This window comes from Sphingobium xenophagum (assembly GCF_002288285.1).
GTDB classification, from domain to species: Bacteria; Pseudomonadota; Alphaproteobacteria; order Sphingomonadales; family Sphingomonadaceae; genus Sphingobium; species Sphingobium xenophagum.
Window position 1 is genome coordinate 1,790,139 of sequence record NZ_CP022745.1, and the last position, 24,738, is coordinate 1,814,876.

Genomic DNA, 24,738 nt, shown 5'->3' on the forward strand with positions numbered 1-24,738 from the left:
CAGCGCCTCGACTGGGCTCCCGCCTGCGCGGGAGCACGCTTATTTGTGCCTCAATCCTTTCGCTTCGCCGTGAAGGCGAAGGTCAGCGCCACCTGGGGGGCCAGTCCGCCGCTGCTCTCGCCATTGCCCACGCCAAAGGCGGCGCGGGCGATGGTCGCGGTGCCGCTGACCTTGCGGGTCGCGCCGTCGCCCGACAGGGTGAAGCGGATGGTCTGGGGCTTGGCGACGCCTTTGAGGCTGAGCGTGCCGGTGGCGCGATAGGCGTTCGCGCCGCTCTTCTCCGCGCCCTTCGCGGTGAAGGTTGCGATGGGGTGGGCGGCCACCGCGAAAAATTCGTCCCCCGGCAGCATCCCGTCCTGATAGGCATCGCCCACGCTGGCGCTGGCCATGTCGATCGTCACCTTGATGTCGGCGGTTTCGGGATGGTCCGGGTCCATGACGATCGCGGCGGTCCATTTGGCAAAGCTGCCGCTGATCGTCTGGCCATCATTGCCGACGGAAAAGCCGATCGTGCCGCCCGGCTGCACGGTCCAGGCAGGCGGCGGGGCGGGGGGCGCTTCCGGGGCGGCCTCGGTGACGTTGGCGGCGGCGATGTCGGGTGCGGGCGCGGCGATGTTGGCTGGTTCGGCGATGTTTTCCGATGCGGCGGGGGCTTGCGACGCCTCGGATGCTGCGACCGGGGCGGCGACCTTGGCCGCTGGCGCGGGCAGGATCGCCTTGCCGACGACCAGACCCAGCAGCATCAGCGCGGGCAGGATGATCAGCAGCGCGGTCGACCGGCCCGGTATCATCCGCCAGATCAGCCCGTCGCGGATCAGGAAATGATGGCGCAGCGCCCCCGCGACATGGAGCAGGAACAGCGCGATGCCCAGCCAGGCGATCAGGCCATGGCCGCCCTCCGCCAGTTCATGCGCGCTTGCGGGCAATGGCAGATGGGGCAGGGGCAGGACGCCGAACAGCAGGGTCGGCACCTTCACCTTGGCGGTCGATACCAGCGCCCAGCCGCTCAGCGGCGCCCCCAGCATGAAGGCGTAGAGACCAAAATGCACGCCCGACGCCAGCGCGCCCTGCCAGCCGCCCTCCAGCTTTGCCGGGCGCGGCTTCCAGTAGCGCACCACGATCCGCAGCAGGGTCAGCCCCAATATCGTGATGCCGACCGACTTGTGCCATTGGTACAGGGCAAAGCCCCGCGCGCCCAGATCCTCCAGCGCCCAGCCGACGCTGATCTGGAAAGCGAGCAGGGCCGCGATCGCCCAGTGCAGGATGATGGCGACAAGGCTGTAGCGTGGCATGAAACCCCCGGCAGGATGGACCTGACGGCGAAGCTATGCCCCGCGCGTCATGAAGTCCATTGCCCTGCCGGGAAACGCTGCGTTGCCCATGACCGCGGATAGGCGCGGCCTTTTTCAGATCAGAAGTCGGCCTTCAGCGTGGCGAAGAATTGCTGGGGCGCACCGACCAGCAGGGTCTGGGCATCGCCGCTATTGCCAAAGCCGCCCGATCCGATCGTGCCGACATAGCGCTTGTCGAACAGATTGGTGGCGTTCAGCTGCACTTCCACCTTGTCGGTGAAGCGATAGCCAAGCGAGGCGTCGACGATCAGGCGGCCGGGGACCGAAGCGTCATTGGTGTAGCTATAGTAGCGGCGCGACATATAGTTGAGGCCGACACGGAAGAAGCGCTGGCCATCGTCGAAGTTGAATTCGCCGCGCGCCATATGCTTGGGGCTGTCCACCACGGTCTTGTCCTTGATCGCCGCGACAAGATCGCCATTGCCGTTCACGACATCGTCGCGATAGGTCGCGTCGGTGTAGCTGTAGCTGGCGTAGAGGCTGAAGCCGCTGCCCAGCGTCAGATTGCCCGCCGCTTCGACGCCGACGGCGCGGACGCCGCCGACATTCTGGAGCGCCGAGGGGTTGCCCTGGATCGCCGATCCGACCTGCACTGCCAGCAGGCGGTTGCGGAAGTTGACCAGATAGGCACCCAGCGTGCCGTTGAAGACCGGCGTGTTGTAGCGCAGGCCGAGTTCGTAGGTGTCCGACTCTTCGGGTTTCAGATTATTCCTGATCGCGTCGAACCCGGCCTGATTGGTCGAAAAGGGGCCGGTGGTCGTGGCGCTGGCAAAGGCGCGGGTCGACTGGCTGAAGCCGCCAAAGACTTCCGCGTCGGGGCTGACCTTCACGACGAAACCGGCGGTGGGCTGGAACCAGTCCTGCGCCTTGATCTTGCCCTGCGGGAAGCTGGCCTGAACGACCGCCTCCGCCTTGTTGGTGACCGAAAAGCCCTTCCACCCCAGATTGATCGTCACCATGCCAAGGTCGATCTTGTCCTGCACATGATATTGGAACGTATCGGTGGTGAAATCGAACTCCCACTGGGTGAAGAAGGGATTCTTCGGATAGTCGCGGAAGGACAGGCCCGGTTCGGTGCGGCTGGAGAAGGCGTAGAAGCGGCGGGCCTGGTTGAACTTGTTATTTTCATACCATGCGCCGACGTTCAGATTCTGGCTGCCGATGGTGAAATCGACGCTGCCGAACGCGCCGATGCGGTCCATCTTATATTCGGTGGTCCGCACCGACATGGGGACGCCGTTGGGGCTGGGCACATAGGGGGTCGCCCACAGGCCCATGCCGCTATTATTGTGATAATAGCCCTTGAGGTTCAGCGTCGCCTTCTCGCCCAGCGGCGTGTTGAGGCCGATCGCGCCCAGCCAGTCCTTGCGCAGGCCCGCCGCGTCATAATAGGCGTCGTCGGCGCTGGTCACATTGCCCGGATAGGTCTGGCCAGTGGCGACGGACGCGCCGCTATAGTCGAAACGGCCATCGGGGAAGGGCGATCCGCCGCTGTTGCTGACCAGATCCACGTCGTTCAGGCGGCTGGCATAGTCGATCGCGCGGGCATAGTCGGGAAAGGTGTTGTCCCAGTCCCAGCCCAGCCGATTGATCATGCCCATCGACATGTCCTGATAATCCTGCTCGCGCCGGTCGGAATAGCTCAGCCAGCCGTCAATCTTGGCCTCGCCTATGGGCACGATCACCTTGGCATTGCCCATATGCTGGTCCTGCTTGCCCTGGCCCTTATATTTGTCGGTCGATCCATAGCCGTAGGACACATAGCCGCGTACGCCGTCCCTGGTCCCCAGATTGAGGCGGGCAAAAGCGCGGACCGTGTCGTTGCTGCCATAGGTCAGATTGCCCTGTGCGCCCATCTCGCCGGTCGGATCGGCCGAGAATGTCTCGACCGTGCCGCCCAGATTGCCGGTCGCCTGCGTGCCGAGCGAACCGGCACCCTGCGACACGCGGACGCTGCCGATATTTTCGCTGCTGATCGCGCGGGTGATGTGCAGGCCGTTATGATTGCCATAGCTCATGTCGCCCAGCGGAATGCCGTCGAAGGTAAAGCCAAGCTGGTTCTGGTTGAAGCTGCGGATGGTGACGCGCTGCGACCATTCATAATTGCCGAACGGGTCGGCGGACTGGAAATTGACGCTGGGCAGCTTTTCAATCGCCTTGAGCGGATTGGTGCCCGGCGTCAGCACGACAATCTCCTGCGCCTTGATTTCCTGCACCTGACGGGTTTCGCCGCGACCAAAGACGACGATCGTCGCTTCGTCGGGTGCAGCATCGGCGGCGGGCGCAGCCGTCTGGGCAAAGGCGGGCGTAGCCGCCAGCATGGTGGAGGCGAGCAGCAGGGCAGTGGCAGGACGCATGAATTTTCCCCTTCAAGAACCGTAATCGGCTTGGTTCGGGGCCGTAGGCGCGTGATGTTGCACTGCAATGAGAGGAGCTTGACGAATTGGCGTCGCCTGCATGACATTCCTGTGATGCGTATCTTGATATGGATTGTGTCATAAAGGTCGCAGTCGCGCCATTTTCGCTGGCGTGATTGCATCACTGGCCATGACGGCTATGGCATGACCATCCCTATTTTATTGGAAAGCAGGACATGGCCAAACCCGAATCCTGGCGTTTCAGTCCCGAAGCCTATCGCTTCGTGACCAGCATCGATTCCCGCTTTCAGGATCTCGATACGATGGGCCACATCAACAATGTGGCGATCTCCGGCATATTCGAGACCGCGCGTATCCGTTTCCACCATCATATGGGTCGCCATCCGCAGGAACAGGGCGTGCGCTGGATGGTGGCGAACGTGAATCTCAATTTCATCGAGGAATCGCATTTCCCCTATCCGTTCGACGTCCATTGCGCGATCGGCCATATCGGCCGCACCAGCTGGACGATCAGTTCGGCCGGGTTTCAGAAGGGCGTGTGCGTCGCCACCTGCGACACCACCGTCGTCACCCATGGGGCCGAAGGACGACGCGAGATTGACGAGACGCTGCGCGAAGCGATGGAACTGAATTTCATCCGCCGACCGGCGTGACGCGGGGTTTATTCACCCAAATCCGTGCATCCGCCGGGACCATTGAAAGGCGATCACCGCGCCCTTGACCGGCTGGATCATCGCCACGGCCAGCAGCAGCGCCAGGCCAGGCCAGATCGCGGCCTGCCATCCCAGCGGAATGTCGAGCGCGCGGTTTACCTCTATCATCAGCGGGACCAATATATGGCCCAGCAGCAGGATGACGATATAGGATGGGAAATCGTCGGCCTGATGCCTGTCCCAGCGCTGGCCGCAATGGGCGCAGGCGGATGTGGGCTTGAGGAAGCGGGCAAACATCCGTCCCTCGCCACAGGCCGGGCAGCGCCCGCGCAGCGCCAGGCCGATGGCGGCGGCGAGCGGGCGATCGGGTGCGGCTTCGGGTGTCTGGTCGGGCATGGGCGCTGAGGTAGTAGCTGCGGCGATGCTGCGCAACATGGCATATTCCCTTACTGACCCTTTCGCCTGCGCAAAAGCCTGTTAATAAGCCGCCATGCGTCTCCCCGGTCCGTCCGAAATCTTTGCCCTGTTCGACGATGCGCGCGTGCGCGGCGCAGCCCCGGCGCGGCTCTATCGCGATCCGGTCGGCATCATTGCAGCCCATCGCATGGAGGAGGTCCAGCCCGCGCTCGACCGGCTGGCCGACGCGCGGGAAAATGGCCTGCATGTCGCGGGCTATATGACCTATGAAGCGGGGCTGGCGCTGGAAGACAGGCTCGCGCCGGTCGCCGCTCGCGCAGAGGTGAAGGGCGGTGCCGCGCCGTTGCTGTGGTTCGGCCTGTTCGAAGGCGTCCGGCTGATCGCGCCGGGGACGCTGCCCGACCTGCTGCCCGATCCCGCCGGGGCCAGCGTGACGCCGCCCCGCCCGCTGATCGACGAAGCCGAATATCGTGCGGCGTTCGACGCGGTGCAGGACTATATTCGCGCGGGCGACATTTATCAGGCGAACCTGACCTTCCCCTGCGAAACCAGGGTGAGCGGCGATCCGATGGCGCTCTATGCCGCGGTCCGGCCCCGCGCGGCGGCGGGCTATGGCGGGGTGATCCGCACCGGGGGGCAGGCGTTGCTGTCCTTCTCGCCCGAACTCTTTTTCACGCTGGTGCGCGGCCAACTGACCGCGCGCCCAATGAAGGGCACCGCCACGCGCCATGCCGATCCGCAACAGGATACGGCGCTGGCACAATGGCTGCAAAGCGACGCCAAGCAGCGCGCGGAAAATCTGATGATCGTCGACCTGCTGCGCAACGATCTGTCGCGGGTGTCGCGCGCGGGCAGCGTGACCGTGCCGGACCTGTTCAAGGTGGAAAGCTATCCGACCGTCCATCAGCTCGTGTCGACCGTGCGTGCGCGCATCCTGCCCGGCCTGTCGCCGGTCGATGTGCTGCGGGTGCTGTTCCCCTGCGGATCGATCACCGGCGCGCCCAAGGTGCGGGCGATGGAGATACTCGACGCGCTCGAACCCCATGCACGCGGCGTCTATACCGGATCGATGGGCTGGATCGACCCGGATGGCGACGCCGCCTTCAACGTCGCGATCCGCACGCTGACGATCGATGAGGGCGCGGGCGTCGGGCGGCTGGGGCTTGGCTCCGGTCTGGTGGTCGATTCAGAGGCTGGCTCTGAGTGGGCGGAATGTCTGGCCAAGGGGCGGTTTCTTGCGGGCGCTTGACATATTGGCCGCCAAAGGTTTGGAATAGCTCGAATGTCACTGGCTGATGGACGCTATGATCTGCTCGAAACCATGGCCTTCGACCCGCTCGAAGGCATCAGGTTGCTGGAGCTGCACCTTGCCCGGTTGAAGGCGAGCGCCGATGCGCTTGGCTTCGCCTTCGATCGCCATGGCGTGCGCAACGAATTGCAGGCCGCGACCTTCCGCCTGCGCGACCATAGCCGGGTGCGGCTGATGGTGTCGCGCGGCGGGGCAGTGGCGATCGAGGTGCGCGACCGGATCGCCTGGCCGGGCGCGATCGTGCCGGTCAAGGTCGTACCGCGCCATGCGCCCGCCGACGACCTGCGCCTGCTGCACAAGACCACCGACCGTTCGCTCTACCGCGATGCGCTGCAACGCGGCGGCACCTATGAAGTCGCGCTGATCGATGCGCAGGGCTATCTCACCGAATGCTGCTTCTCCTCGATCTTTGTCGAGCGGGGCGACAAATTGCTCACCCCGCCGCGATCGCGCGGGTTGCTGCCCGGCATCCTGCGCCAGAGCCTGATCGACATGGGCGAGGCGGTGGAGGCCGATCTTCGCCCGCAAGATCTCGACGATGGCTTCTTCATCGGCAATGCCGCGCGCGGCATGGTCGCCGCGACACTGGCGCATTAGCCACATCATTCTGCCGTAAAGCCAGGAAGCGGTAACTGGCCGGTTGCCCCTGCGTCCGTTGCGCACTAAGGACCGCCGCGTCCGCTAATGTTGCGGGCGTTGGGGATTCTTTCGAAAGATTGTTGTCATGAGCCAGACTTCCGCCGCCCTTGGTCGTATCCAGCCGTCCGCCACGCTCGCCATGAGCGCGCGTGTGAATGCGCTCAAGGCGCAGGGCGTGGACGTGATTGGCCTGTCGGCCGGGGAGCCGGATTTCGACACGCCCGATTTCGTCAAGGAAGCGGGCATTGCCGCCATTCGCAACAACCTGACCCGCTATACCGACGTGGACGGCACCGCCGACGTCAAGGAAGCGGTGATGTTCAAGTTTCAGCGCGACAATGGCCTGACCTACAAGCGCAGCCAGATCACGGTCAATTCCGGCGGCAAGCACACCTTGTTCAACGCGCTGGTCGCCACCGTGGACGCGGGCGATGAAGTCATCATCCCGGCGCCTTATTGGGTGAGCTATCCCGACATCGTCAATTTCGCTGGCGGCACGCCGGTATTCATCGAGGGGCCGGCGAGCCAGGGCTACAAGATCACCGCCGCCCAGCTGGAAGCGGCGATCACCCCGCGCACCAAATGGGTGATGCTCAATTCGCCGTCCAACCCCTCCGGCGCGGCCTATTCGGCGGCGGAGCTGAAGGAACTGGCGGACGTGCTGCTGCGCCATCCCCATGTCCTCATCATGACCGACGATATGTATGAGCATGTCTGGTACGCGACGACCCCCTTCGCCACCATCGCGCAGGTCTGCCCGGAACTGTATGACCGCACGCTGACGGTCAATGGCTGTTCCAAGGCTTTCTCGATGACCGGCTGGCGCATCGGTTTTGCCGGTGGCCCCGAATGGATCATCAAGGCGATGGGCAAGCTGCAATCGCAGTCGACCAGCAATCCCTGCTCGATCAGCCAGGCCGCCGCCGTCGCCGCGCTCACCGGGCCGCAGGATTTTCTGGAAGAGCGCAACGCCGCGTTCAAGAAGCGCCGCGACATGGTCGTCGCGATGCTCAATGACGCGCCGGGCCTCGATTGCCCGACGCCCGAAGGCGCTTTCTATGTCTATCCCGACGCCAGCGGCGTGATCGGCAAGGTGACGCCCAAGGGGGTGACGATCGACAGCGACGAAACGCTGATCGGCTATTTCCTGGACGAGGCCAAGGTCGCCGCCGTCCATGGCGCGGCCTTCGGCCTCTCGCCCGCCTTCCGCATCAGCTATGCGACGTCGGAAGAGGTGCTGAAAAAGGCCTGCACCCGCATCCAGGAAGCCTGCGCCGCGCTGAAATAAACCTCCCCGGCACGGGACTTTCCGCTTTCTTTCTACCGTCATGCTGAACGTGTTTCAGCATCCATTGTGCCCACCAGCCGCCGCTTGATCTGGCGCGATGGACCCTGAAACAAGTTCAGGGTGACGAAAAGGGAAACGGTCCTTTTCCACCCGCGCCGTCTTGCAGGCAGCGCGGAACGCTCTATATCCGCGTTGCATAACGAAACTGATTTAAGGCGACTCTCCGTTCGTCGTTCTGTTTCTTGCCTCTGTCGAAAGCCGCACCCGCGCGGCGCGATATTCAGCAAGGGGCAAGGCACGGGGATGTAACCGATCGGCCTGATCAGCCGAAACCAAAGAATAAGAAAGGCACAGGCCATGATGACGTTTTTGAAATCCGATTTATTCCTGCGCTTTCTGGGCGGGTTTGCGATCGGTGCGGTCGGCATGGTCATGCTCCAGCCCGATGAACAACCGATCCTCAGTTCCCCGGCGATCGCCGCGACCAGCGCCCATCATGCGGCGCGCTGACGGCATCGCCCTTGCCATTTTCGCGGCGATCGCCGTCGCGTCCCCGGTGCGCGCCGAGCGCCCGGTCCTTGCCCCTGTCGCCACCATCGACGCCGCGCCCACCCGCAGCCTGGAAACCGCGATATTCGCAGGCGGCTGCTATTGGGGCGTCGAAGGCGTCTTTTCCCATGTGAAGGGCGTCCAGCTCGTCAAGTCGGGCTTTGCCGGAGGCCCGCGCAACCGCCGCGTCGATTATGCCATGGTCAGCGGCGGCGACACCGGCTTTGCCGAAGCCGTCCGCGTCACCTACGACCCCAAGCAGGTCAGCTACGCCACGCTGCTGCGCATCTTCTTCTCGGTCATCGCCGATCCCACGACGCTCAACTATCAGGGGCCGGACCATGGCACCCAATATCGCAGCGCGCTCTTTCCGCTGAACGCCGAACAGGCCAAGGCCGCGACCGCCTATCTGGCGCAACTGGACAAGGCCGGCCTGTGGCGCGACCCGGTAGTGACCAAGGTGGAGCGCTTCACCGGCTTTCAGGACGCCGACGCCTATCATCAGGACTTCATGCGCAAAAACCCGCGCCATCCCTACATATTGCGCTGGGACGCCCCCAAGCTGGCGGCGTTCAAGGCGATGTTCCCGGCGCTGTATCGGGACAAGCCGTCGGCTTGAGCGATGGCTCGGTGTGGCCGGCAGGCGAATGTCCGGTTTGGAGCGAGGCAAACGGGATGGCTGACATTCGCGTGCCTTAAGATGATATTGTCAGACGTGATGCTGATTTGACGGTCGGGTTCGACACGGACGCGTCCTGCCTAAAGATTTGTCACCAAGCCTTTGATCTGAAATTCAGCACCGGTTCGGAGGTTCGTTGCGCTAGTGTATGGTTCTTCCACCAGTCCGTTGAAGTGCGGGATGAGCGGTTGGATGTGCAGGTCAATCACGTCTGGGAAATAGGCGAGCTTGCCCTTGGATTTGAACCATCTGTTCGCCTTCTTACGAGAGAAAAATGCGTAAAGGTCAGCAATTTGGATCGCGCGGCAACTGGTCTTTTCTACAAATTCGATGCTCGTCGCGGCGGTTAAATTGCCGTGCTCAACCTCGCTTTGGATATAGGCTTCTAGCTCAGGGTTATTTTTGTGGCCCGTCTCGACCTTGTAAGCCACGCCTTCAGCTTTAACCTGATCCATCAGCCCAACCTCATTACCGTGGCAGAGCGTATGCACGATGGTGCCGAAGCAGAAGCCATATGCGCCGATCTGGGGGTTGAGGCGCAGTTGGGCTTTGCGCGCCTTGTAGTAGTCCTTGGGCATCGAGCGGCTGATGCCGCAAAGTACGGTGCCCAACATGGCATCGCGGATCGCCAGCATGAAGGCAGTCTTCCGAGGAATGGACCATCCCTTGAAGCAGCCCTTGTTCTTTTCAAATTCGCGACAATGGATCACGTCCACATCAAAATCGTGGCACACTTTTTCAGCGTGGGCCTCGAATCTGGCCCAATCGTCCTGCTCTGCAAGATAGCCTGCGATGGTCATGACAGCGCCAGTGTCGGCGTCGCTATCGTCAAGATAAATGGTCAGCAATGCTTGAAACTCCCCATGGAAGCCGAGTTATCAAGCCTGTCGAAATCAGTCGATATCGATGATGAGAATCTCGAATTTGACCCTCCATTTCACCGCGCACGCCGATCTAGAAATGGCCGGCTCCCAGCTAACCGGTCGCTGCCAATTGCGGTGACCGTCGGCAGTTTCGTCCCAGAACCGCTTAACATTTGAATGTCCGCTTCTAGGCACGGCAAAATCGCAGTTGAACGGCTGAGATTGGCGCAAGGCGGTAATGCCCCTCCCATCGAACCACCCTCCACCCAACGCCTGTCCTACAACCCACCCCTCTGATAAAGTCACCCCGGCTCTTTCCACCGCCAGCCCACACGTCAACCTTGCCCATAATAAAATTACAAATGTAGGAAATCCTATGTCCGATTTACCGGGAAATATGCGAAGTTAAGCCCTGCATTTCCTATTTCCGGCCACCCGGATCAGCGCCAGCCGCAACGAAAAAGGGCGGCGCCTCGCGGCACCGCCCTCTATCTCTTAACCCGGAAGCCCGCGTTTATTTCGGGGCCAGCACCATCAGCATCTGGCGGCCTTCCATGCGGGGATAGGCTTCGACCTTGGCGACTTCGGCGACATTTTCCGCGACGCGCTGGAGCAGGGCCATGCCGAGTTGCTGGTGGCTGAGTTCGCGGCCACGGAAGCGCAGGGTGATCTTCACCTTGTCGCCGTCGCCGATGAAGTCATGCACCTTCTTCATCTTCGTATCATAATCATGATCGTCGATGTTCGGACGCATCTTGATCTCTTTGAGTTCCTGCGTCTTTTGCGTCTTGCGGGCGATATTCGCCTTTTTCTGGGCTTCGTATTTGAACTTGCCGATGTCCAGAAACTTGCAGACCGGCGGGTCGGCATTGGGCGATACTTCGACCAGGTCCAGCCCAACATCGGCCGCCTGTTCGATCGCTTCCTGCGTAAACATCACACCCAGATTTTCGCCTTCATCATCGATCACGCGCACCTTGGGCACGGTGATGAATTCATTATAGCGAGGGCCGGACTTCGGCGGCGGCGCCAGCGGGCGGCGCATCATCGGGGGACGTATAGCAGTATCTCCTATGGTCGTTGCAAAAACGAGTGGCTCTTAGCGGCTTTTTGGCAAAGCGCAAAGGGGTCCGCGACCCTCAATCAAGGAATCACGAACCCTGTGGCCTTGCAGCCTCTATAGCATATCGGGTGCGCGGGCCTCATTTGCAAGGCGCGAAATCGCCTCATCGAGCGAAAGGAAGCTCTGCCCCTCGCTGCCCAGCACGCGCAGCGCGACCTTGCCTTCCTCCGCTTCGCGCCGGCCAACGACCAGCAGGTTGGGCACCTTGGCCAGGCTATGTTCGCGCACCTTGTAATTGATCTTCTCGTTGCGCAGGTCCGCTTCGGCCCTGATGCCCGCCGCGCGCAGCTTCGCCAGCACCTCGCCCGCATAATCGTCCGCGTCCGACACGATGGTCGCGACGACGGCCTGCACCGGCGCGAGCCAAGCCGGGAAGCGCCCGGCATAATGTTCGATCAGAATGCCGATGAAGCGTTCATAGCTGCCGAAAATGGCGCGGTGGAGCATGACGGGGCGATGGCGCTCGCCATCTTCGCCGACATAAGAGGCGTCGAGCCGTTCGGGCAGCACCCGGTCCGACTGGATCGTGCCGACCTGCCAGGTCCGGCCGATCGCATCAGTGAGGTGCCATTCCAGCTTTGGCGCATAGAAAGCGCCTTCGCCCGGCAATTCCTCCCAGCCGAACTCCGGCGTGTTGAGGCCCGCGGCGGCGACGGCTGCGCGCAGTTCATTCTCCGCCTTGTCCCACATCTCTTCGCTGCCGAACCGCTTTTCGGGGCGCAGCGCCAGCTTGATCGAGTAGGTGAAGCCGAAATCCTTGTAGATGCGGTCGGCCAGCGCGCAGAAGGCGCGGACTTCCTCGACAATCTGGTCCTCGCGGCAGAAGATATGCGCGTCATCCTGGGTGAATTGCCGCACCCGCATCAGCCCGTGCAGCGCGCCATGCGGCTCGTTGCGGTGGCAGCAGCCATTTTCGTACAGGCGCATCGGCAGGTCGCGATAGCTTTTGATCCCCTGGCGGAAGATCAGCACATGCGCCGGGCAGTTCATGGGTTTGAGCGCCATCCAGTCGGCATCGTCCGACACCAGCGGGCCTTCATCGTCGACGTTGGGCACTTCGTCGGGGATGACGAACATATTTTCGCGATATTTGCCCCAATGGCCCGACGTTTCCCACTGGCGCGCGTCCATCACCTGCGGCGTCTTGACCTCGCGATAGCCCGCATCGTCGATCGCGCGGCGCATATAGGCTTCCAGCTGACGCCAGATCAGATAGCCCTTGGGGTGCCAGAACACGCTGCCATGCGCTTCCTGTTGCAGGTGGAACAGGTCCATCTCCGCGCCAAGCTTGCGATGGTCGCGCTTGGCTGCTTCTTCGAGGCGCGTCAGATGTTCGGCCAGCTGCTTCTTGTTGAGCCAGCCAGTGCCGTAGATGCGGCTGAGCATCGCATTGTTCTGGTCGCCGCGCCAATAAGCGCCCGACACGCGCGTCAGCTTGAAGGCGGACGGATCGAGCCGTCCGGTCGAGGCAAGATGCGGGCCACGGCACATGTCATACCAGGAGTCGCCGCTATGATAGACGGTCAGTTCCTCGCCCTGCGGCAGTTCGGCGGCCCATTGCGCCTTGAACGTCTCGCCCGCCGCCTGCCATTGCGCGATCAGCGTGTCGCGGGCGATGACTTCGCGGCGCAACGGCTTGTTGGCGGCGATAATCTCGCGCATTTTCGCCTCGATCGCGGGCAGATCCTCGTCCGTGAAAGGGCCACGGTCGGGGTTGGGCGCGAAATCATAATAAAAGCCATCGTCGGTCGACGGGCCAAAGGTGATCTGCGTGCCGGGGAACAGCGCCTGCACCGCTTCGGCCAGGACATGGGCAAAATCATGCCGCGCCAGTTCCAGCGCGTCGGCCTCATCCTTGGCCGTCACCAGCGCCAGCGTCGCGTCCTGCTCCAGCGGGCGGTTGATGTCGCGCAATTCGCCATCCACCCGCGCCGCAATCGCCGCCTTGGCCAGCCCCGGTCCGATCGCCGCTGCAATATCCGCCGGGGTAGTACCGGGCGCTACTTCGCGCACGTTACCGTCGGGCAGAGTGATTTTGAGCATGGCGGACACAGGATTTCCTTGAAAGGCAAAGCATGGCGCGGCCACAAATGCCGCGACTTCCCCATAAATGGGCGGTCCGGCCTGTCAAGGGAAGGGGAGGCGTCAGGCGATAAGCAGCCGTGCCTCATCACCCGTCGCCTGCATGAAGCCGACAGGCCCGCCGACATCGACGCCGGGCGGCAGCGCGTCCGCCGCTATGCCGCACAGCGCCAGTCCGCTCTGGCAGGCGCTGATCGTGACGCCCAGCGCCTGCGCCTCGGTCAGGACGGTGGCGAGGTCGGGCAGGCCCGCCGCCAGATGCGCGGCATCCTGTGGCGCGATGATCGGGGTGCGGAGCAGGGCGACGGCGTCGAGTTGCAGGAACAGCGCCGCCGCTCCGCCCAGCGCCGCCTGCGCACTGGCCAGCATCAGCGCGCCGCGCAGCCGTTCAGCGTCAGCGGTGGTGACGATAATCCTTAAGGGACGCATAGTTGCACGGCGCAGGCCGGGCAGGCGGGATCTTTGGGAACGTCCAGCGTGCGGAAACGCATGGAAAGCAGGTCAGCGATCAGCAGCCGCCCGGCCATGTCGGCGCCGAACGGCACGAGGGCGCGGATCACCTCCAGCGCGGCAAGGCTGCCCATCGCCCCGGTCAGCGCGCCGATGACGCCGGTTTCGGCGCAATTGCGCTCCGGCACATCCTGCGCTTCGCCGACCAGGCAGCGATAGCAGGGTTTGTCCGCTTCCCAGCCGCGATAGGTGGCGATCTGCCCCTCGAACGGGCCGACCGCGGCGGAGACGAGCGGTATGCGCAACCGTTGCGCGGCGTCGGCGACCGCCAGTCGGGTCGTGAAACTGTCGCTGCCATCCAGCACAACGTCCGCATCGCGCAGCATCAGCGCCGCATTGTCCGCATCGATCCGCCCGTTGATCGGGATCAGCTTGACGTCCGGGTTCAGTCGCGCAACCGCCGCCATCGCGACTTCCGCCTTGGGCGCGCCGACATCCTGTGTACCGAACATCACCTGCCGTTGCAGGTTGGACAGCGCCACCATGTCATCGTCGATCACGCGGATGGTGCCGACACCGGCGGCGGCGAGATAGAGGATCGCCGGGCTGCCAATGCCGCCCGCGCCGATCACCGCGACGTCCGCCGACAGCAGCCGAGCCTGTCCCGCGCCGCCAATCTCCTTAAGCACGATATGGCGGGCATAGCGGTCGAGCTGGTCGTCGCTGAGCGTCATGGCGCGTCGGACCAGAGGAAGCGCACCTGCGACCGCATCCAGACCGGGCCTGCCGGGCGATTGTCATCGGCGGTTTCGCGGGCCGTGCCGATGGTGCGACCGTCCACCGTCACAGGCTTTGTCACGACCTGCCCCTTTGTGCGGAAGGAATTGCCCAAAGTGTTGAGGATGTGGCGGCTCACGAAATTCTCGACGTCCGGGCAATTGGCGTTGACCGGCGCGATCTTCAGCGGCTTCCCCTCTTCCGACAGCAGGAACAGGACGTCGATCTCCAGCAGGTTCGACCCTTCATAGGGCACCGCGCCACGACATTTGCCGCGCCGATACAATTTGGCGACATCTTCCGACCAGCGCGGCGAAATCTTGCGCCCCAGCCAGCCCTCGATAACGGGCACGCTCGTCAAATCCTGCGGCATTGGCGGCAGGGCATCGGCCACCGGGGTGGTCGCCAGCATCAGCGAAAGCAGCATCGTCATCGCGTATCACACTCCTGTCGAACCAAAGCCGCCCTGTCCCCGCGCGGTGTCATCCAGCATATCGACCTCGGTGAAGCTGGCAAGCTGGACCGGGGCGACGACTAATTGGGCAATGCGGTCGCCGCGCTGGATGGGGAAGGGGGTATCGCCCAGATTGATGAGGATGATCTTCAATTCGCCGCGATAGTCGGCGTCGATGGTGCCGGGCGTGTTGGGCAGGCTGATGCCATGCTTGAGCGCCAGGCCGGAGCGGGGGCGGACCTGCACCTCATAGCCTTCGGGAATTGCCATCGCAAAGCCCGTGGCCACGGCATGGCGCCCACCCGGCGGCAGCAGCAGTTCCTCCGCCGACACCACGTCCATGCCCGCCGCATGCGCGGTGGCATAGGCAGGAACCGGCAGGCCCGCGCCATGAGGCAGGCGCTTGAGCTGAATATCAATCGGAGCGAAGGGAGAGGACATCGGCGACCTTTGCGATTAATTTGCCTGCGACCTCGCCCTTGGGCAGGGCAGGCCAGGTTTCGATGCCGGACGTGGTGACGATCTGCACCGTGTTGGCGTCACCGCCCATCACATCGCCCGACACGTCGTTGGCGACGATCCAGTCCGCGCCCTTGCGTGCCAGCTTGGCCTGCGCATGGCCCGCGATATTCTGGGTTTCGGCGGCAAAGCCGATGAGCAGCACGGGGCGCTGTGCGTGACGGCCAAGCGTCGCAAGAATGTCCGGGTTTTCGACCAGCGCCAGCGGGGTGGGCTGGCCGGAGCCATCCTTTTTCAGCTTCTGGTCGGCGGCGTCCGCAGTGCGCCAGTCGGCGACGGCGGCGACCATGATCGCGGCGTCAGCGGGCAGCGCCTGTTCGACGGCGCTCAGCATCTCGCGCGCGGTCTGCACGTCGATGCGGGTGACGCCTTCGGGCGTGGGCAGATGGACCGGGCCAGCGATCAGCGTCACGCGCGCACCGGCCCGCGCGGCGGCTGTGGCGATGGCAAAGCCCTGCTTTCCCGACGATCGATTGGCGATGTAGCGCACCGGGTCGATCGGTTCGTGCGTGGGACCGGCTGTGATCAGGATATGGCGACCGGCCAAATGAACGCCATTCGTTTCGAGCGCAGTCGAGACACGCTGCGCGCCCGCCGCAAAATCCGGCTGCCCCGCCAGGGGATCGTCCCGCTTGGGCAAGGCCAGCAGCCGCTCCATCTCCGCGACGATCCGCTCAGGGTCGGGCAGTCGCCCGGTGCCATATTCGCCGCACGCCATCTCGCCATCGTCTGGCGTCATGATATGGACGCCATCGGCCCGGAGCCGCTCCAGATTGCGCTGGGTCGCGCGGTGGTGCCACATCCGCACATTCATGGCAGGCACCGCCAGGACCGGCTTGTCAGTCGCCAGCAACAGGGTGGTGGCGAGGTCATCGGCAATGCCGTTCGCCATCTTGGCCAATATATTGGCGGTTGCTGGCGCGACCACGACCAGATCGGCCTGTCGGCTCAATTGAATATGGCCGATTTCCTGTTCGTCCTTCAGGTTGAACAGGTCGGTAAAGACCGGATTTTCGGTCAGCACCCCCAGCGACAGGGGCGTCACGAATTGCTGCGCCGACTCCGTCAGCACCGCCCGCACGCTCACCCCGCGCTTGCGCAGCAGGCGGACGAGTTCGAGCGACTTATAGGCCGCGATGCCGCCGGAGATGATGAGGAGGATGCGAGGGGTCATGAGGGGTGTTGATCCAGTTCAGCGCGGCACATGGCTTCAAGAGCTGCAAGGCGGCTTTTAGCAACACCCCAAATGAGATCAGGGTCAACGCTCACATAATCATGGAAAACGACGTTACGCATTCCATAGATTTGAATCCAAGGCAGATCGTGACGATTCTTCAGTGCGTCAGAGAGTTGTCTTGTTTCCTCACCGATTGTCGCGAGGCGATAAGCTGTCAGATCGCGTTCATCACGATCGGCCAGGAACATTTCGATCGTCATCGTCGCCAGCCGCCGCTCAATATCGGCGATCAATTGCAGGATGAGTTCCAGCCGGTTGGCATCACGATCAGCTATCCGCATCAGAACACGCGAATTTGATCTTTGGCGGCATCTTGCGCTATCCGGGGGCGCATGAACGCTTGCTGGACCAGATCCACCCGCTGACCGACAATATCTTTCAGCCGCAACTGTATGCCGATAAAATCAAGGAGGTCATGAACGCGCGTCTTGTCGATCTCGCACATCAGATCAATGTCTGAATCCGCGCGCGCATCGCCCCGCGCCACGGAGCCGAACAAGGCGAGCGAAGTAATCCCCGCAGCGCGCAGTTCGGCCTCATGCGGCTTGATCCGGGCAATGGCTTCCTCGCGGGTCATAGCGATGAAGATAATAGCAATGTCGCGCCGACGCCAGCCGCCGCAGCCAGCACCGCCACCAGGGCGTAGCGCCAGCCGCCGCCCACGCGGATCAGCTTCACTTCGGTCAGTGGCGGCGGGGGTGGGGCGCCGCCTTTTTCCGGGAAAGCATCCTCGATCCTGCGGATGAGGCCGGGCAGGCGTTGCAGCGTGCGCCAATTTTCGATCAGCGTGTCGGCGACCTTCGCCTCCGGCCCCAGTTCGTCGCGCAGCCAGTTCTTCACATAGGGGCCGCTGGTTTCCCACAGATTGATGTCGGGATCGAGCGAGGTTGCCACGCCTTCGACCATCACCATCGTCTTTTGCAGCAGCAGCAGGTGCGGCTGGGTCTGCATGTCGAAATCGCGGGTGATGGCGAACAGGCCGTCCAGCATCCCGCCGACCGACAATTCGCGTACCGGCTTGCCGCGCATCGGTTCGCCCACCGCGCGCAGGGCGGTTGCGAACTCGGCGATATTATGATGGGCGGGCACATATTGCGCCTCGAAATGGATTTCCGCGACGCGCTTGTAATTGCCGGTGATCAGCCCGTAGAGAATCTCCGCCAGCCACATGCGCGCGCGCCGGTCGATCCGCCCCATGATGCCGAAATCGATCGCGACGATGTCGCCATCGGGACAGACGAACAAATTGCCCTGATGCATGTCGGCGTGGAAGAATCCTTCCGCGATCGCCTGCCGCAGGAAGGCGTTGACCAGCCGCGCGGCCAGCGCGGGCAGGTCATGCCCCGCCGCAATCAGCGCTTCGCGATCGGCAATCTTGATGCCGTCGATCCAGGCCATCGTCATGACCTTGCCGGTGGTGCGGTCCCAATCGATCGCGGGCACGCGATAGCCCGGTTCGGCAACCATCGCTTCGGCCAGTTCGGAGGCGGAGGCCGCTTCCCGCCGCAAGTCCAGTTCGCGCGCGGTCCAGCGCTTCATATTGGCGATGACCAGGCGCGGGCGCAGCCGGGCGATCTCGCCGCCCAGTTGTTCGACATGAGCCGCCGCCCATTCATAGGTCTGTATGTCGCGGTTGAACTGGTCGATGACGCCGGGCCGGATCACCTTGACCGCGACGTCGCGCCCGTCGGTGGTCAGCGCGCGATGGACCTGCGCGATGGAGGCCGCGCCGACCGGCTCTTCATCGAAGCGAGCGTAGATCTGCTCCAGCGGCTTGCCGAAACTCGCCTCTATCTCGGCCCGGATCGTGGCGAAGGGAACCGGCGGCAGCGCGTCCTGCAGGCGCAGCAGATCCAGCGCGGCGGCTTCCCCCACCAGATCGGGGCGGGTCGCCAGCGTCTGGCCCAGCTTGATCGCAGCCGGGCCGATCGACTGGAACGCATCGGCATAGCGCGGCTGTTTGGGCACGCGCGCGCCGAAACGCGCCAGCCGCACCAGCCGCCTCACGGGCGCGGGCGTCAGTGGATCGTGCTCGATCCCGCGCAACGCGCCATGACGCGCCAAAGTGCGGCCCCATTTCAGGAGCCGCCAGATATGGGTGATGTGGGCGGTCATGCCGGGATCAAATCTTCCAGCCCGAATGGATCGCCACCAGCCCGCCCAGGATCGGCTCGACCTTCGTGTTCACGAACCCGGCATCGCGAATCATGCCCTCGAACTTGGGCATGGGGGGGAAGCGGCGGATCGATTCGATCAGATAGCGATAGCTGTCGGCGTCATTGGCGAACAGCTTGCCCAGTTGCGGAACCAGCTTGTGCGAATAGACGTCATAGACGTCCGAAAAGCCCGGCCAGGTCGTCGTGGAAAATTCCAGGCAGAAAAACCGCCCGCGGAATTTGAGTACCCGATGGGCTTCGGCCAGCGCCTTGTCGATATGGGTGACGTTGCGGATGCCAAAGGCGATCGTATAGGCGTCGAAACTGCGGTCGGCGAAGGTCAGTTCCTCCGCATTCTGTTCCGACCAGATCAGGCCATCCAGCCCCTTTTTCTGCGCGCGCTCCATGCCCACGCCCAGCATTTCGGGGTTGATGTCCGACACGGTGACGTTGGCGCCATGTTTATGCATGCGAAAGGCGATGTCGCCAGTGCCGCCGGCCATGTCCAGTATCGCCTCATGCGGCCGGGGCTTCACCCGGCTGACGAACTGGTCCTTCCACAGCCGGTGCGCGCCCATCGACATGGCGTCGTTCATCAGGTCATATTTGCCCGCGACATTGGAAAAGACCGCACGGACCATGCCCTGTTTTTCGGCGGCATCGACGTCCCGATAGCCAAAGGATGCTGTTTCGCTCATGGGATGATCCTCTAGACAGAGATTGCGCGTCGTTCCAGCCAAGAAGCTGGGAATTGGCAACGGCTTTGCCTAGATGTCCTTCATGCCAGAGCTTCCCGAAGTCGAAACCACCTTAGCAGGCCTGCGATCCGTGCTGGAGGGCGCGGTTCTTGCCCGTGTCGAGCCGCGCCGGGCGGACCTGCGCTTTCCCATTCCCGTCGACCTGCGCCAGCGGCTGACCGGCGCGACGGTGACGGCGCTCACCCGCCGCGCCAAATATGGGCTGATCGCCACCGACCGGGGCGACATGATGATATTTCACCTTGGCATGTCCGGGCGCTGGCGGGTGGACCCCAGCGAAATCGGCACCCATGACCATCTGATTCTGGAAACCGGGGCGGGGCGGCTGCTGGCGCTCAACGATCCGCGCCGCTTCGGTTCGGTCGATCTGGTGCGCAGCGATGCTTGGGAAACCTATCGCCCCTTCACCCGGATGGGACCGGAGCCGCTGGGGCCGGATTTCGACGCAGCGGCGCTGGCGCGCGCGCTCGATGGCAAGGCGACGTCGATCAAGGCCGCGCTGCTCGACCAGCGAATCGTGGCGGGGCTTGGCAATATCTATGTGTGCGAAGCGCTCAACATGGCGGGCATCGCGCCGACCCGCGCGGCGGGCAGGATCAGTCGGGCGCGCCTGGCGCTGCTGGTCGATGCGATTCGGGCGGTGCTTGGGGCCGCCATCGTCGCTGGCGGATCGACGCTGCGCGATTATGCCCGGCCCGACGGGGAATTGGGCTATTTTTCCAAGCAATGGCGCGTCTATGGCCGCGAAGGGGAGGCATGCCCATGTGGCGGCACGGTGCAGCGCCGGGTGGATGGCGGGCGATCGACCTTTTTCTGCCCGAAATGCCAGAAGTAGGATGCCGCCCACTGGTTGACGGCTGGAATGAACCGCTGTAAGGCGCGCACCTTCATGAGGCGGGTTGGCGAGTCCGACTGGTCTCTTTTCATATATTGACGAGAACCGAGGACTCTAAATGGCCAATACGCCGCAAGCCAAGAAGCGCATCCGCCGCAACGAACGTCGCGCTGCCATCAACGGCGCCCGCATCAGCCGGATCCGCACCCTGGTGAAGAAGGTGGAAGCCGCGCTTGCCACCGGTGACAAGGAAGCGGCCGCGACCGCGCTTCAGACCGTGCAGCCTGAACTGGCGCGTGGTGTTGCCCGTGGCGTGCTGCACAAGAACACCGCCGCGCGCAAGTTTGGCCGCCTGACCAAGGCTGTCAGCGCGCTCGGCTGAACCCGTCCGGGTCAGTAACGGTACAAAAAAGGCCCGCCCCCATCATTGGGGCGGGCTTTTTGTCGTTTCGCCACGTCCGTCACGGACCAGTCATAATGCAGACACGCGCATTTCCGGCGATTCGACGCATTGCAGCATAGTGGTAGCGATATAAATTATTGAAAAAGAACAATAATTTCATTGTCCTTCATTTTCCGCGGGTTTGCTGAGTCAACGGCTTTATTTCATTTTTTGAATGGCCGCGCCCTTGATCCCACCCTGCACCCCTGTCTATTTTTGAAATCCGGCCGCCATCGAATCACCTTTTGGCGGTCGTCTTGTGACTGGTTGACGCATCATACTCGGCAAAGCGGGGGCTTTTCCGATCGGGTGTCGTGCGTGTTTTTTCCTGCCCATAACCGGGGGCAGCGGGTAGGGTCGGCGAAGTCTATGAAGGATCATGCGTTAGTGACGGCTTGGGAGGATGGAGAGGGACGCCAGGCTGATTCCGGCCTGGAGGCCGCCTGGGCCGCTATCCGTGCCGGGCTGCGCCGCGATATTGGCGCGCGCATGTTCGACCAGTGGCTGAAGCCGGTACGGCTGGGCGACTATTGCCCCGAATCGCAGACGCTCGACCTGCTGGTCGCCACTGATTTCAGCGCCAATTTCGTGTCCGGTCAATTTGGCGATCGGTTGCGCATGGCGTGGCGCGCGGCCAATGTCGGCGTGCGCGAAGTCCGCCTGCACCGTGCCGCCGATGCGACAGGTCCGCGCCTGCTCGAAGTCGTCCGGGTCGAACCGACGGTTGCGCCCGCGCCGCAGCAGGTCGCCTCCAATTTTCAGCCGCGTCACGCCTTTGCCGACTTCGTCACCGGCGACAGCAACCGGCTGGCCTGCTCGGCGGCGCTTGCCATGGCGGGGGAGGCGGAACCGCGTTTCAGCCCGCTTTTCATCCATGGCGGGACCGGGCAGGGCAAAACCCATCTGCTCCACGCCATCGCCCGCGCCTTTTCCGATCATTCGCCTGCCGCGCCGGTCCTCTATATGTCGGCCGAACGCTTCATGGTGGAATTCGTCAACGCGATGCGCGCCAATGAAACCATGGCGTTCAAGGCGAAGCTGCGCGCAGCCCGCCTGCTGCTGATCGACGATATTCAGTTCATCGCGGGCAAGGGATCGACGCAGGAGGAATTTCTCCACACGATCAACGACCTCATCGATTCGGGCGCGCGCATCGTCGTGACGGCGGATCGTCCGCCCCAGCGGCTCGAATCGATCGACGCGCGCATCCTGTCGCGCCTCGCGGGCGGGCTGGTCGCCGACATATTGCCGGCCGATCTCGACCTGCGCCTCGCCATATTGGAGGCCAAGCGTGCCGTGGCGGGCGATCCGCCGGTCCCCGACGCGGTGATCGATTTCCTGGCCCGCTCGATCCGGTCGAACGTCCGCGAACTGGAGGGCGCCTTCAACAAGCTGGTCGCCTATGGCCAGTTGACGGGGCGCGCGATCGACCTCGACTTTGCGCAGGGGATGCTGGCCGACGCCGTGCGCGCCAATGCCCGGCGCATCACGGTCGATGAAATCCAGAAGCTGTGCGCAGCCCACTACAAGATCGATGCGTCGGAAATGCGGTCCAAGCGGCGCGCCCGCGCCGTCGCCCGCCCGCGTCAGGTCGCCATGTATCTGGCCAAGAAGATGACGCCGCGTTCGCTGCCGGAAATCGGCCGTATCTTTGGCGGGCGCGACCACAGCACCGTCATCCACGCCGTCCGCACGATCGAGGGGCTGCGCGAAAGCAATCCCGACATCGACGCCGACGTGCGCGCGCTGCTGCGCCAGCTGGAGGGGTGATCGGCGCGCACAGGGCGTAGGTGGTTGTGTCCCCGCGCAGGCGGGAACACACTTTCGGATCGAGTATCGAGACCCTAGACTAAGGGCATGATTCGCGCCCTGCTTCTCCTCCTCGTCGCCCTCCTGCCTTTGCCTGCCATTGCGCAGGATGATGTCCGCGTCGCGCTCGATACGACAGCGGGGCGTATCGTGGTGGCTGTCCATGCCGAAAAGGCGCCGATTACCGCCGCCAACTTCCTGGCCTATGTCGATGGCAAGCGTCTCGATGGCACGAATTTCTATCGCGGCGTCGGCGCGGCGGACTATGGTTTCGTCCAGGGTGGGGCGCAAAATGATCCCAAGCGGCTGCTGCCGCCGATCAAGCATGAACCGACGACGCTGACGGGCCTGACCCATGATGATGGCGCGCTGTCGATGGCGCGCTATGCGCCAGGCAGCGCGACCGCCGACTTCTTCATCGTGCTGGGCAAGATGCCCGGCATGGACGCGCACCCGGAGGCGGCTGGCGACAATCAGGGCTTTGCCGTGTTCGCCCATGTGGTCGAGGGGCTGGACGTGGTGAAAGCCATACTGACCGCGCCCAAATCCGCGACCGCCGGGGAAGGGGTGATGAAGGGGCAGATGCTCGAAACTCCGGTGAAGATCCTCACGGCGCGGCGGGTGCCTTAAGCAGAGCTGTGGTGTTCCCGCGCAGGCGGGAACCCAGTCCCGCCCACCGAACTGGGCTCCCGCCTGCGCGGGAGCACGTCGTGGCTATTCGCCGACCTCACCCTGCTGGTCCACAATCCGCGCTACCGCCATATCCGCCGTTACATTGCCGACGGTGCGGAAAATGTCAGGCACCGTCTCCACGGCCAGCAGCAGCGGCAGCGCCTCCACCGGCACGCCCATGGCGAGGCAAATGGGACCAGTGGTGGTGAAGAAGGTGATCTGGCTGGGCAGGCCGACCGCTGCCAGGCTGACGATCGCGGCGACCAGTACCCCCATCACCAACTGCGTCGGTCCCAGCGCCACGCCGTTCATCGCCGCCACATAAAGGGCGACGCCCAGATTGGCGGGCGGGCTGGTGATGCGGAAGAGGGATATGGCAAGCGGCAGGACGATCGAGCGGCTGGTCTCCCGCACCGCCAGCGGCCCGTCGCTCGCCTGGATCATCGCGGGCAGCGACGCGATCGAGCTTTGGGTCGAAAAGGCGATCGCCTGAGCCGGCAGGGCGGCACGCGCGAATCGGCCCGGTCCGATCCGGCCCAGCAGCACCGCCAGCGGATAGACCAGCAGCGTCACGATGACGCAGATCAGCACGATGAAGCCGATATAATGGAGCAGCGCGCCAGCCGTCGCGAGGCCCGATCGCGCGCCCGCCACCAGCGCCAGCGCGAATACGCCTATCGGGGCAAGCCACAGCACCCAGCCGACAACGACCAGCAGCGCCTCGGCCAGCGCCTCGAACAGGCTGGTCAATTGGGCGCGACGGGCCTCGGCGATACGGGTGACGGCAAAGCCGAAGATCAGGGCGAACAGCACCACCGCGACCACCTGGCCTTCAGCCGCCGACCGGATCGGATTGGTCGGGATGAAGCCCAGCAGCCATTGCGCGGACGGGCGCACGTCCGGCACCTGCGCTATTCCTTCCGCCCCGCTCAATGCGCCCACCGCGCCGGGCGGCACTGGCCACAGACGCAGCATCAGCGGCCCGACCAGCGCGGCGACGGCGGCAGAGGCGGTCAGCAATAGGGCGAACAGCAGGATCGCGCGCCCGGCCATGCCGCTGCTCCGCGCGGTCGTGGCCGCCTGCGCGATGCCCGTCACCAGCAGCGCGAAGATCAGCGGGATGAGCGGCATCTGAAGACCATTGAGCCAGGCCGAACCCACCGGCTGCGCCAGCGCGACGACATCCCCCTCCCACGCGCCGCCCCATTCGGTCAGCGCGATGCCCAGGCCCAGCCCCAGCAGCAGCGCGATCAGGATGCGGACGGTCAGGGACATAGGCTGGTTTCCTCCCGGCGCA

The 24,738-nt window shown here is 63.7% G+C and carries 26 protein-coding genes; 10 read left to right on the forward strand and 16 right to left on the reverse strand.

Annotated features, from left to right (window positions below; translation table 11 throughout):
• Positions 1-50: 50 nt before the first annotated feature.
• Complete coding sequence (locus CJD35_RS08765; RefSeq protein WP_017182600.1) at positions 51-1,292, reverse strand: YceI family protein; 1,242 nt, start codon at positions 1,290-1,292, stop codon at positions 51-53.
• Between the two features lie 119 nt (positions 1,293-1,411).
• A complete protein-coding gene (locus CJD35_RS08770) occupies positions 1,412-3,709 on the reverse strand; it encodes a TonB-dependent receptor (RefSeq protein ID WP_017182601.1) in 2,298 nt (765 codons plus the stop codon).
• Positions 3,710-3,945: 236 nt separating this feature from the next.
• Between CJD35_RS08770 and CJD35_RS08775 the strand changes: the two genes are divergently transcribed.
• Positions 3,946-4,383 (forward strand): acyl-CoA thioesterase, encoded by a 438-nt coding sequence (locus CJD35_RS08775; RefSeq protein WP_017182602.1) that lies wholly within the window; start codon positions 3,946-3,948, stop codon positions 4,381-4,383.
• Positions 4,384-4,395: 12 nt separating this feature from the next.
• Here the strand turns inward: CJD35_RS08775 and CJD35_RS08780 are convergent, their stop codons facing one another.
• Positions 4,396-4,779: a DUF983 domain-containing protein gene (locus tag CJD35_RS08780; RefSeq protein WP_026002295.1), complete on the reverse strand. Its 384-nt coding sequence runs from the start codon at positions 4,777-4,779 to the stop codon at positions 4,396-4,398.
• Positions 4,780-4,873: 94 nt separating this feature from the next.
• Here CJD35_RS08780 and pabB point away from each other — a divergent pair, with 94 nt between their 5' ends.
• From pabB to msrA, 5 genes are all read left to right on the forward strand, one after another.
• The gene (pabB, locus tag CJD35_RS08785) at positions 4,874-6,049 is read left to right on the forward strand and encodes an aminodeoxychorismate synthase component I (RefSeq protein ID WP_017182604.1); all 1,176 of its coding nucleotides are present in this window, start codon (positions 4,874-4,876) and stop codon (positions 6,047-6,049) included.
• A 33-nt stretch (positions 6,050-6,082) separates the two neighbouring features.
• Positions 6,083-6,706, forward strand: a complete 624-nt coding sequence (locus CJD35_RS08790) for an aminotransferase class IV (protein ID WP_017182605.1) — start codon at positions 6,083-6,085, stop codon at positions 6,704-6,706.
• Positions 6,707-6,833: 127 nt separating this feature from the next.
• A complete protein-coding gene (locus CJD35_RS08795; protein WP_017182606.1) occupies positions 6,834-8,036 on the forward strand; it encodes a pyridoxal phosphate-dependent aminotransferase in 1,203 nt (400 codons plus the stop codon).
• Between the two features lie 357 nt (positions 8,037-8,393).
• Positions 8,394-8,546, forward strand: coding sequence for a hypothetical protein (locus CJD35_RS22715; RefSeq protein ID WP_017182607.1), 153 nt, complete (start codon positions 8,394-8,396; stop codon positions 8,544-8,546).
• The gene (gene msrA, locus CJD35_RS08800) at positions 8,533-9,204 is read left to right on the forward strand and encodes a peptide-methionine (S)-S-oxide reductase MsrA (protein ID WP_017182608.1); all 672 of its coding nucleotides are present in this window, start codon (positions 8,533-8,535) and stop codon (positions 9,202-9,204) included. Before CJD35_RS22715 ends, msrA begins: the two co-directional genes overlap by 14 nt.
• Before the next feature lie 140 nt (positions 9,205-9,344).
• On the opposite strand, the gene CJD35_RS08805 is transcribed toward msrA, so the two are convergent.
• The 12 genes from CJD35_RS08805 to CJD35_RS08860 form a co-directional block, all read right to left on the reverse strand.
• Complete coding sequence (locus CJD35_RS08805) at positions 9,345-10,112, reverse strand: DUF3800 domain-containing protein (RefSeq protein WP_095686990.1); 768 nt, start codon at positions 10,110-10,112, stop codon at positions 9,345-9,347.
• Positions 10,113-10,641: 529 nt separating this feature from the next.
• Complete coding sequence (gene infC, locus CJD35_RS08810; protein ID WP_019054534.1) at positions 10,642-11,175, reverse strand: translation initiation factor IF-3; 534 nt, start codon at positions 11,173-11,175, stop codon at positions 10,642-10,644.
• A 129-nt stretch (positions 11,176-11,304) separates the two neighbouring features.
• Positions 11,305-13,293: a threonine--tRNA ligase gene (gene thrS / locus CJD35_RS08815; protein WP_017184053.1), complete on the reverse strand. Its 1,989-nt coding sequence runs from the start codon at positions 13,291-13,293 to the stop codon at positions 11,305-11,307.
• Positions 13,294-13,395: 102 nt separating this feature from the next.
• Positions 13,396-13,761, reverse strand: coding sequence for a DsrE family protein (locus tag CJD35_RS08820; protein ID WP_017184054.1), 366 nt, complete (start codon positions 13,759-13,761; stop codon positions 13,396-13,398).
• Entirely contained in the window at positions 13,749-14,516 is a 768-nt protein-coding gene (locus tag CJD35_RS08825) for a HesA/MoeB/ThiF family protein (RefSeq protein ID WP_086485924.1), read from the reverse strand. Before CJD35_RS08825 ends, CJD35_RS08820 begins: the two co-directional genes overlap by 13 nt.
• Positions 14,513-14,992, reverse strand: coding sequence for a hypothetical protein (locus CJD35_RS08830; RefSeq protein ID WP_095686991.1), 480 nt, complete (start codon positions 14,990-14,992; stop codon positions 14,513-14,515). The genes CJD35_RS08825 and CJD35_RS08830 overlap by 4 nt, the downstream gene beginning before the upstream one ends.
• A 6-nt stretch (positions 14,993-14,998) precedes the next feature.
• A complete protein-coding gene (dut, locus tag CJD35_RS08835; protein ID WP_017180986.1) occupies positions 14,999-15,454 on the reverse strand; it encodes a dUTP diphosphatase in 456 nt (151 codons plus the stop codon).
• The gene (locus CJD35_RS08840; RefSeq protein WP_017180987.1) at positions 15,429-16,706 is read right to left on the reverse strand and encodes a bifunctional phosphopantothenoylcysteine decarboxylase/phosphopantothenate synthase; all 1,278 of its coding nucleotides are present in this window, start codon (positions 16,704-16,706) and stop codon (positions 15,429-15,431) included. Before CJD35_RS08840 ends, dut begins: the two co-directional genes overlap by 26 nt.
• Positions 16,703-17,050, reverse strand: a complete 348-nt coding sequence (locus CJD35_RS08845) for a HepT-like ribonuclease domain-containing protein (RefSeq protein WP_017180988.1) — start codon at positions 17,048-17,050, stop codon at positions 16,703-16,705. The genes CJD35_RS08840 and CJD35_RS08845 overlap by 4 nt, the downstream gene beginning before the upstream one ends.
• Positions 17,050-17,346, reverse strand: coding sequence for a nucleotidyltransferase family protein (locus CJD35_RS08850; RefSeq protein ID WP_017180989.1), 297 nt, complete (start codon positions 17,344-17,346; stop codon positions 17,050-17,052). The genes CJD35_RS08845 and CJD35_RS08850 overlap by 1 nt, the downstream gene beginning before the upstream one ends.
• The gene (gene ubiB, locus CJD35_RS08855; protein WP_017180990.1) at positions 17,343-18,884 is read right to left on the reverse strand and encodes a 2-polyprenylphenol 6-hydroxylase; all 1,542 of its coding nucleotides are present in this window, start codon (positions 18,882-18,884) and stop codon (positions 17,343-17,345) included. Before ubiB ends, CJD35_RS08850 begins: the two co-directional genes overlap by 4 nt.
• A 7-nt stretch (positions 18,885-18,891) precedes the next feature.
• Positions 18,892-19,623, reverse strand: coding sequence for a class I SAM-dependent methyltransferase (locus CJD35_RS08860; RefSeq protein WP_095686992.1), 732 nt, complete (start codon positions 19,621-19,623; stop codon positions 18,892-18,894).
• Positions 19,624-19,705: 82 nt separating this feature from the next.
• On the opposite strand from CJD35_RS08860, the gene mutM reads away from it, so the two are divergent.
• From mutM to CJD35_RS08880, 4 genes are all read left to right on the forward strand, one after another.
• A complete protein-coding gene (gene mutM / locus CJD35_RS08865; protein WP_026002041.1) occupies positions 19,706-20,518 on the forward strand; it encodes a bifunctional DNA-formamidopyrimidine glycosylase/DNA-(apurinic or apyrimidinic site) lyase in 813 nt (270 codons plus the stop codon).
• Positions 20,519-20,636: 118 nt separating this feature from the next.
• Positions 20,637-20,900 (forward strand): 30S ribosomal protein S20, encoded by a 264-nt coding sequence (gene rpsT / locus CJD35_RS08870; protein ID WP_017180993.1) that lies wholly within the window; start codon positions 20,637-20,639, stop codon positions 20,898-20,900.
• Positions 20,901-21,329: 429 nt separating this feature from the next.
• Positions 21,330-22,730, forward strand: a complete 1,401-nt coding sequence (gene dnaA, locus CJD35_RS08875) for a chromosomal replication initiator protein DnaA (protein WP_017180994.1) — start codon at positions 21,330-21,332, stop codon at positions 22,728-22,730.
• Positions 22,731-22,817: 87 nt separating this feature from the next.
• On the forward strand, positions 22,818-23,399 hold the full coding sequence (locus tag CJD35_RS08880) for a peptidylprolyl isomerase (RefSeq protein ID WP_017180995.1): 582 nt from the start codon (positions 22,818-22,820) through the stop codon (positions 23,397-23,399).
• 84 nt (positions 23,400-23,483) lie between these two features.
• Here the strand turns inward: CJD35_RS08880 and CJD35_RS08885 are convergent, their stop codons facing one another.
• A complete protein-coding gene (locus tag CJD35_RS08885) occupies positions 23,484-24,716 on the reverse strand; it encodes a dicarboxylate/amino acid:cation symporter (protein ID WP_017180996.1) in 1,233 nt (410 codons plus the stop codon).
• Positions 24,717-24,738: the final 22 nt, after the last annotated feature.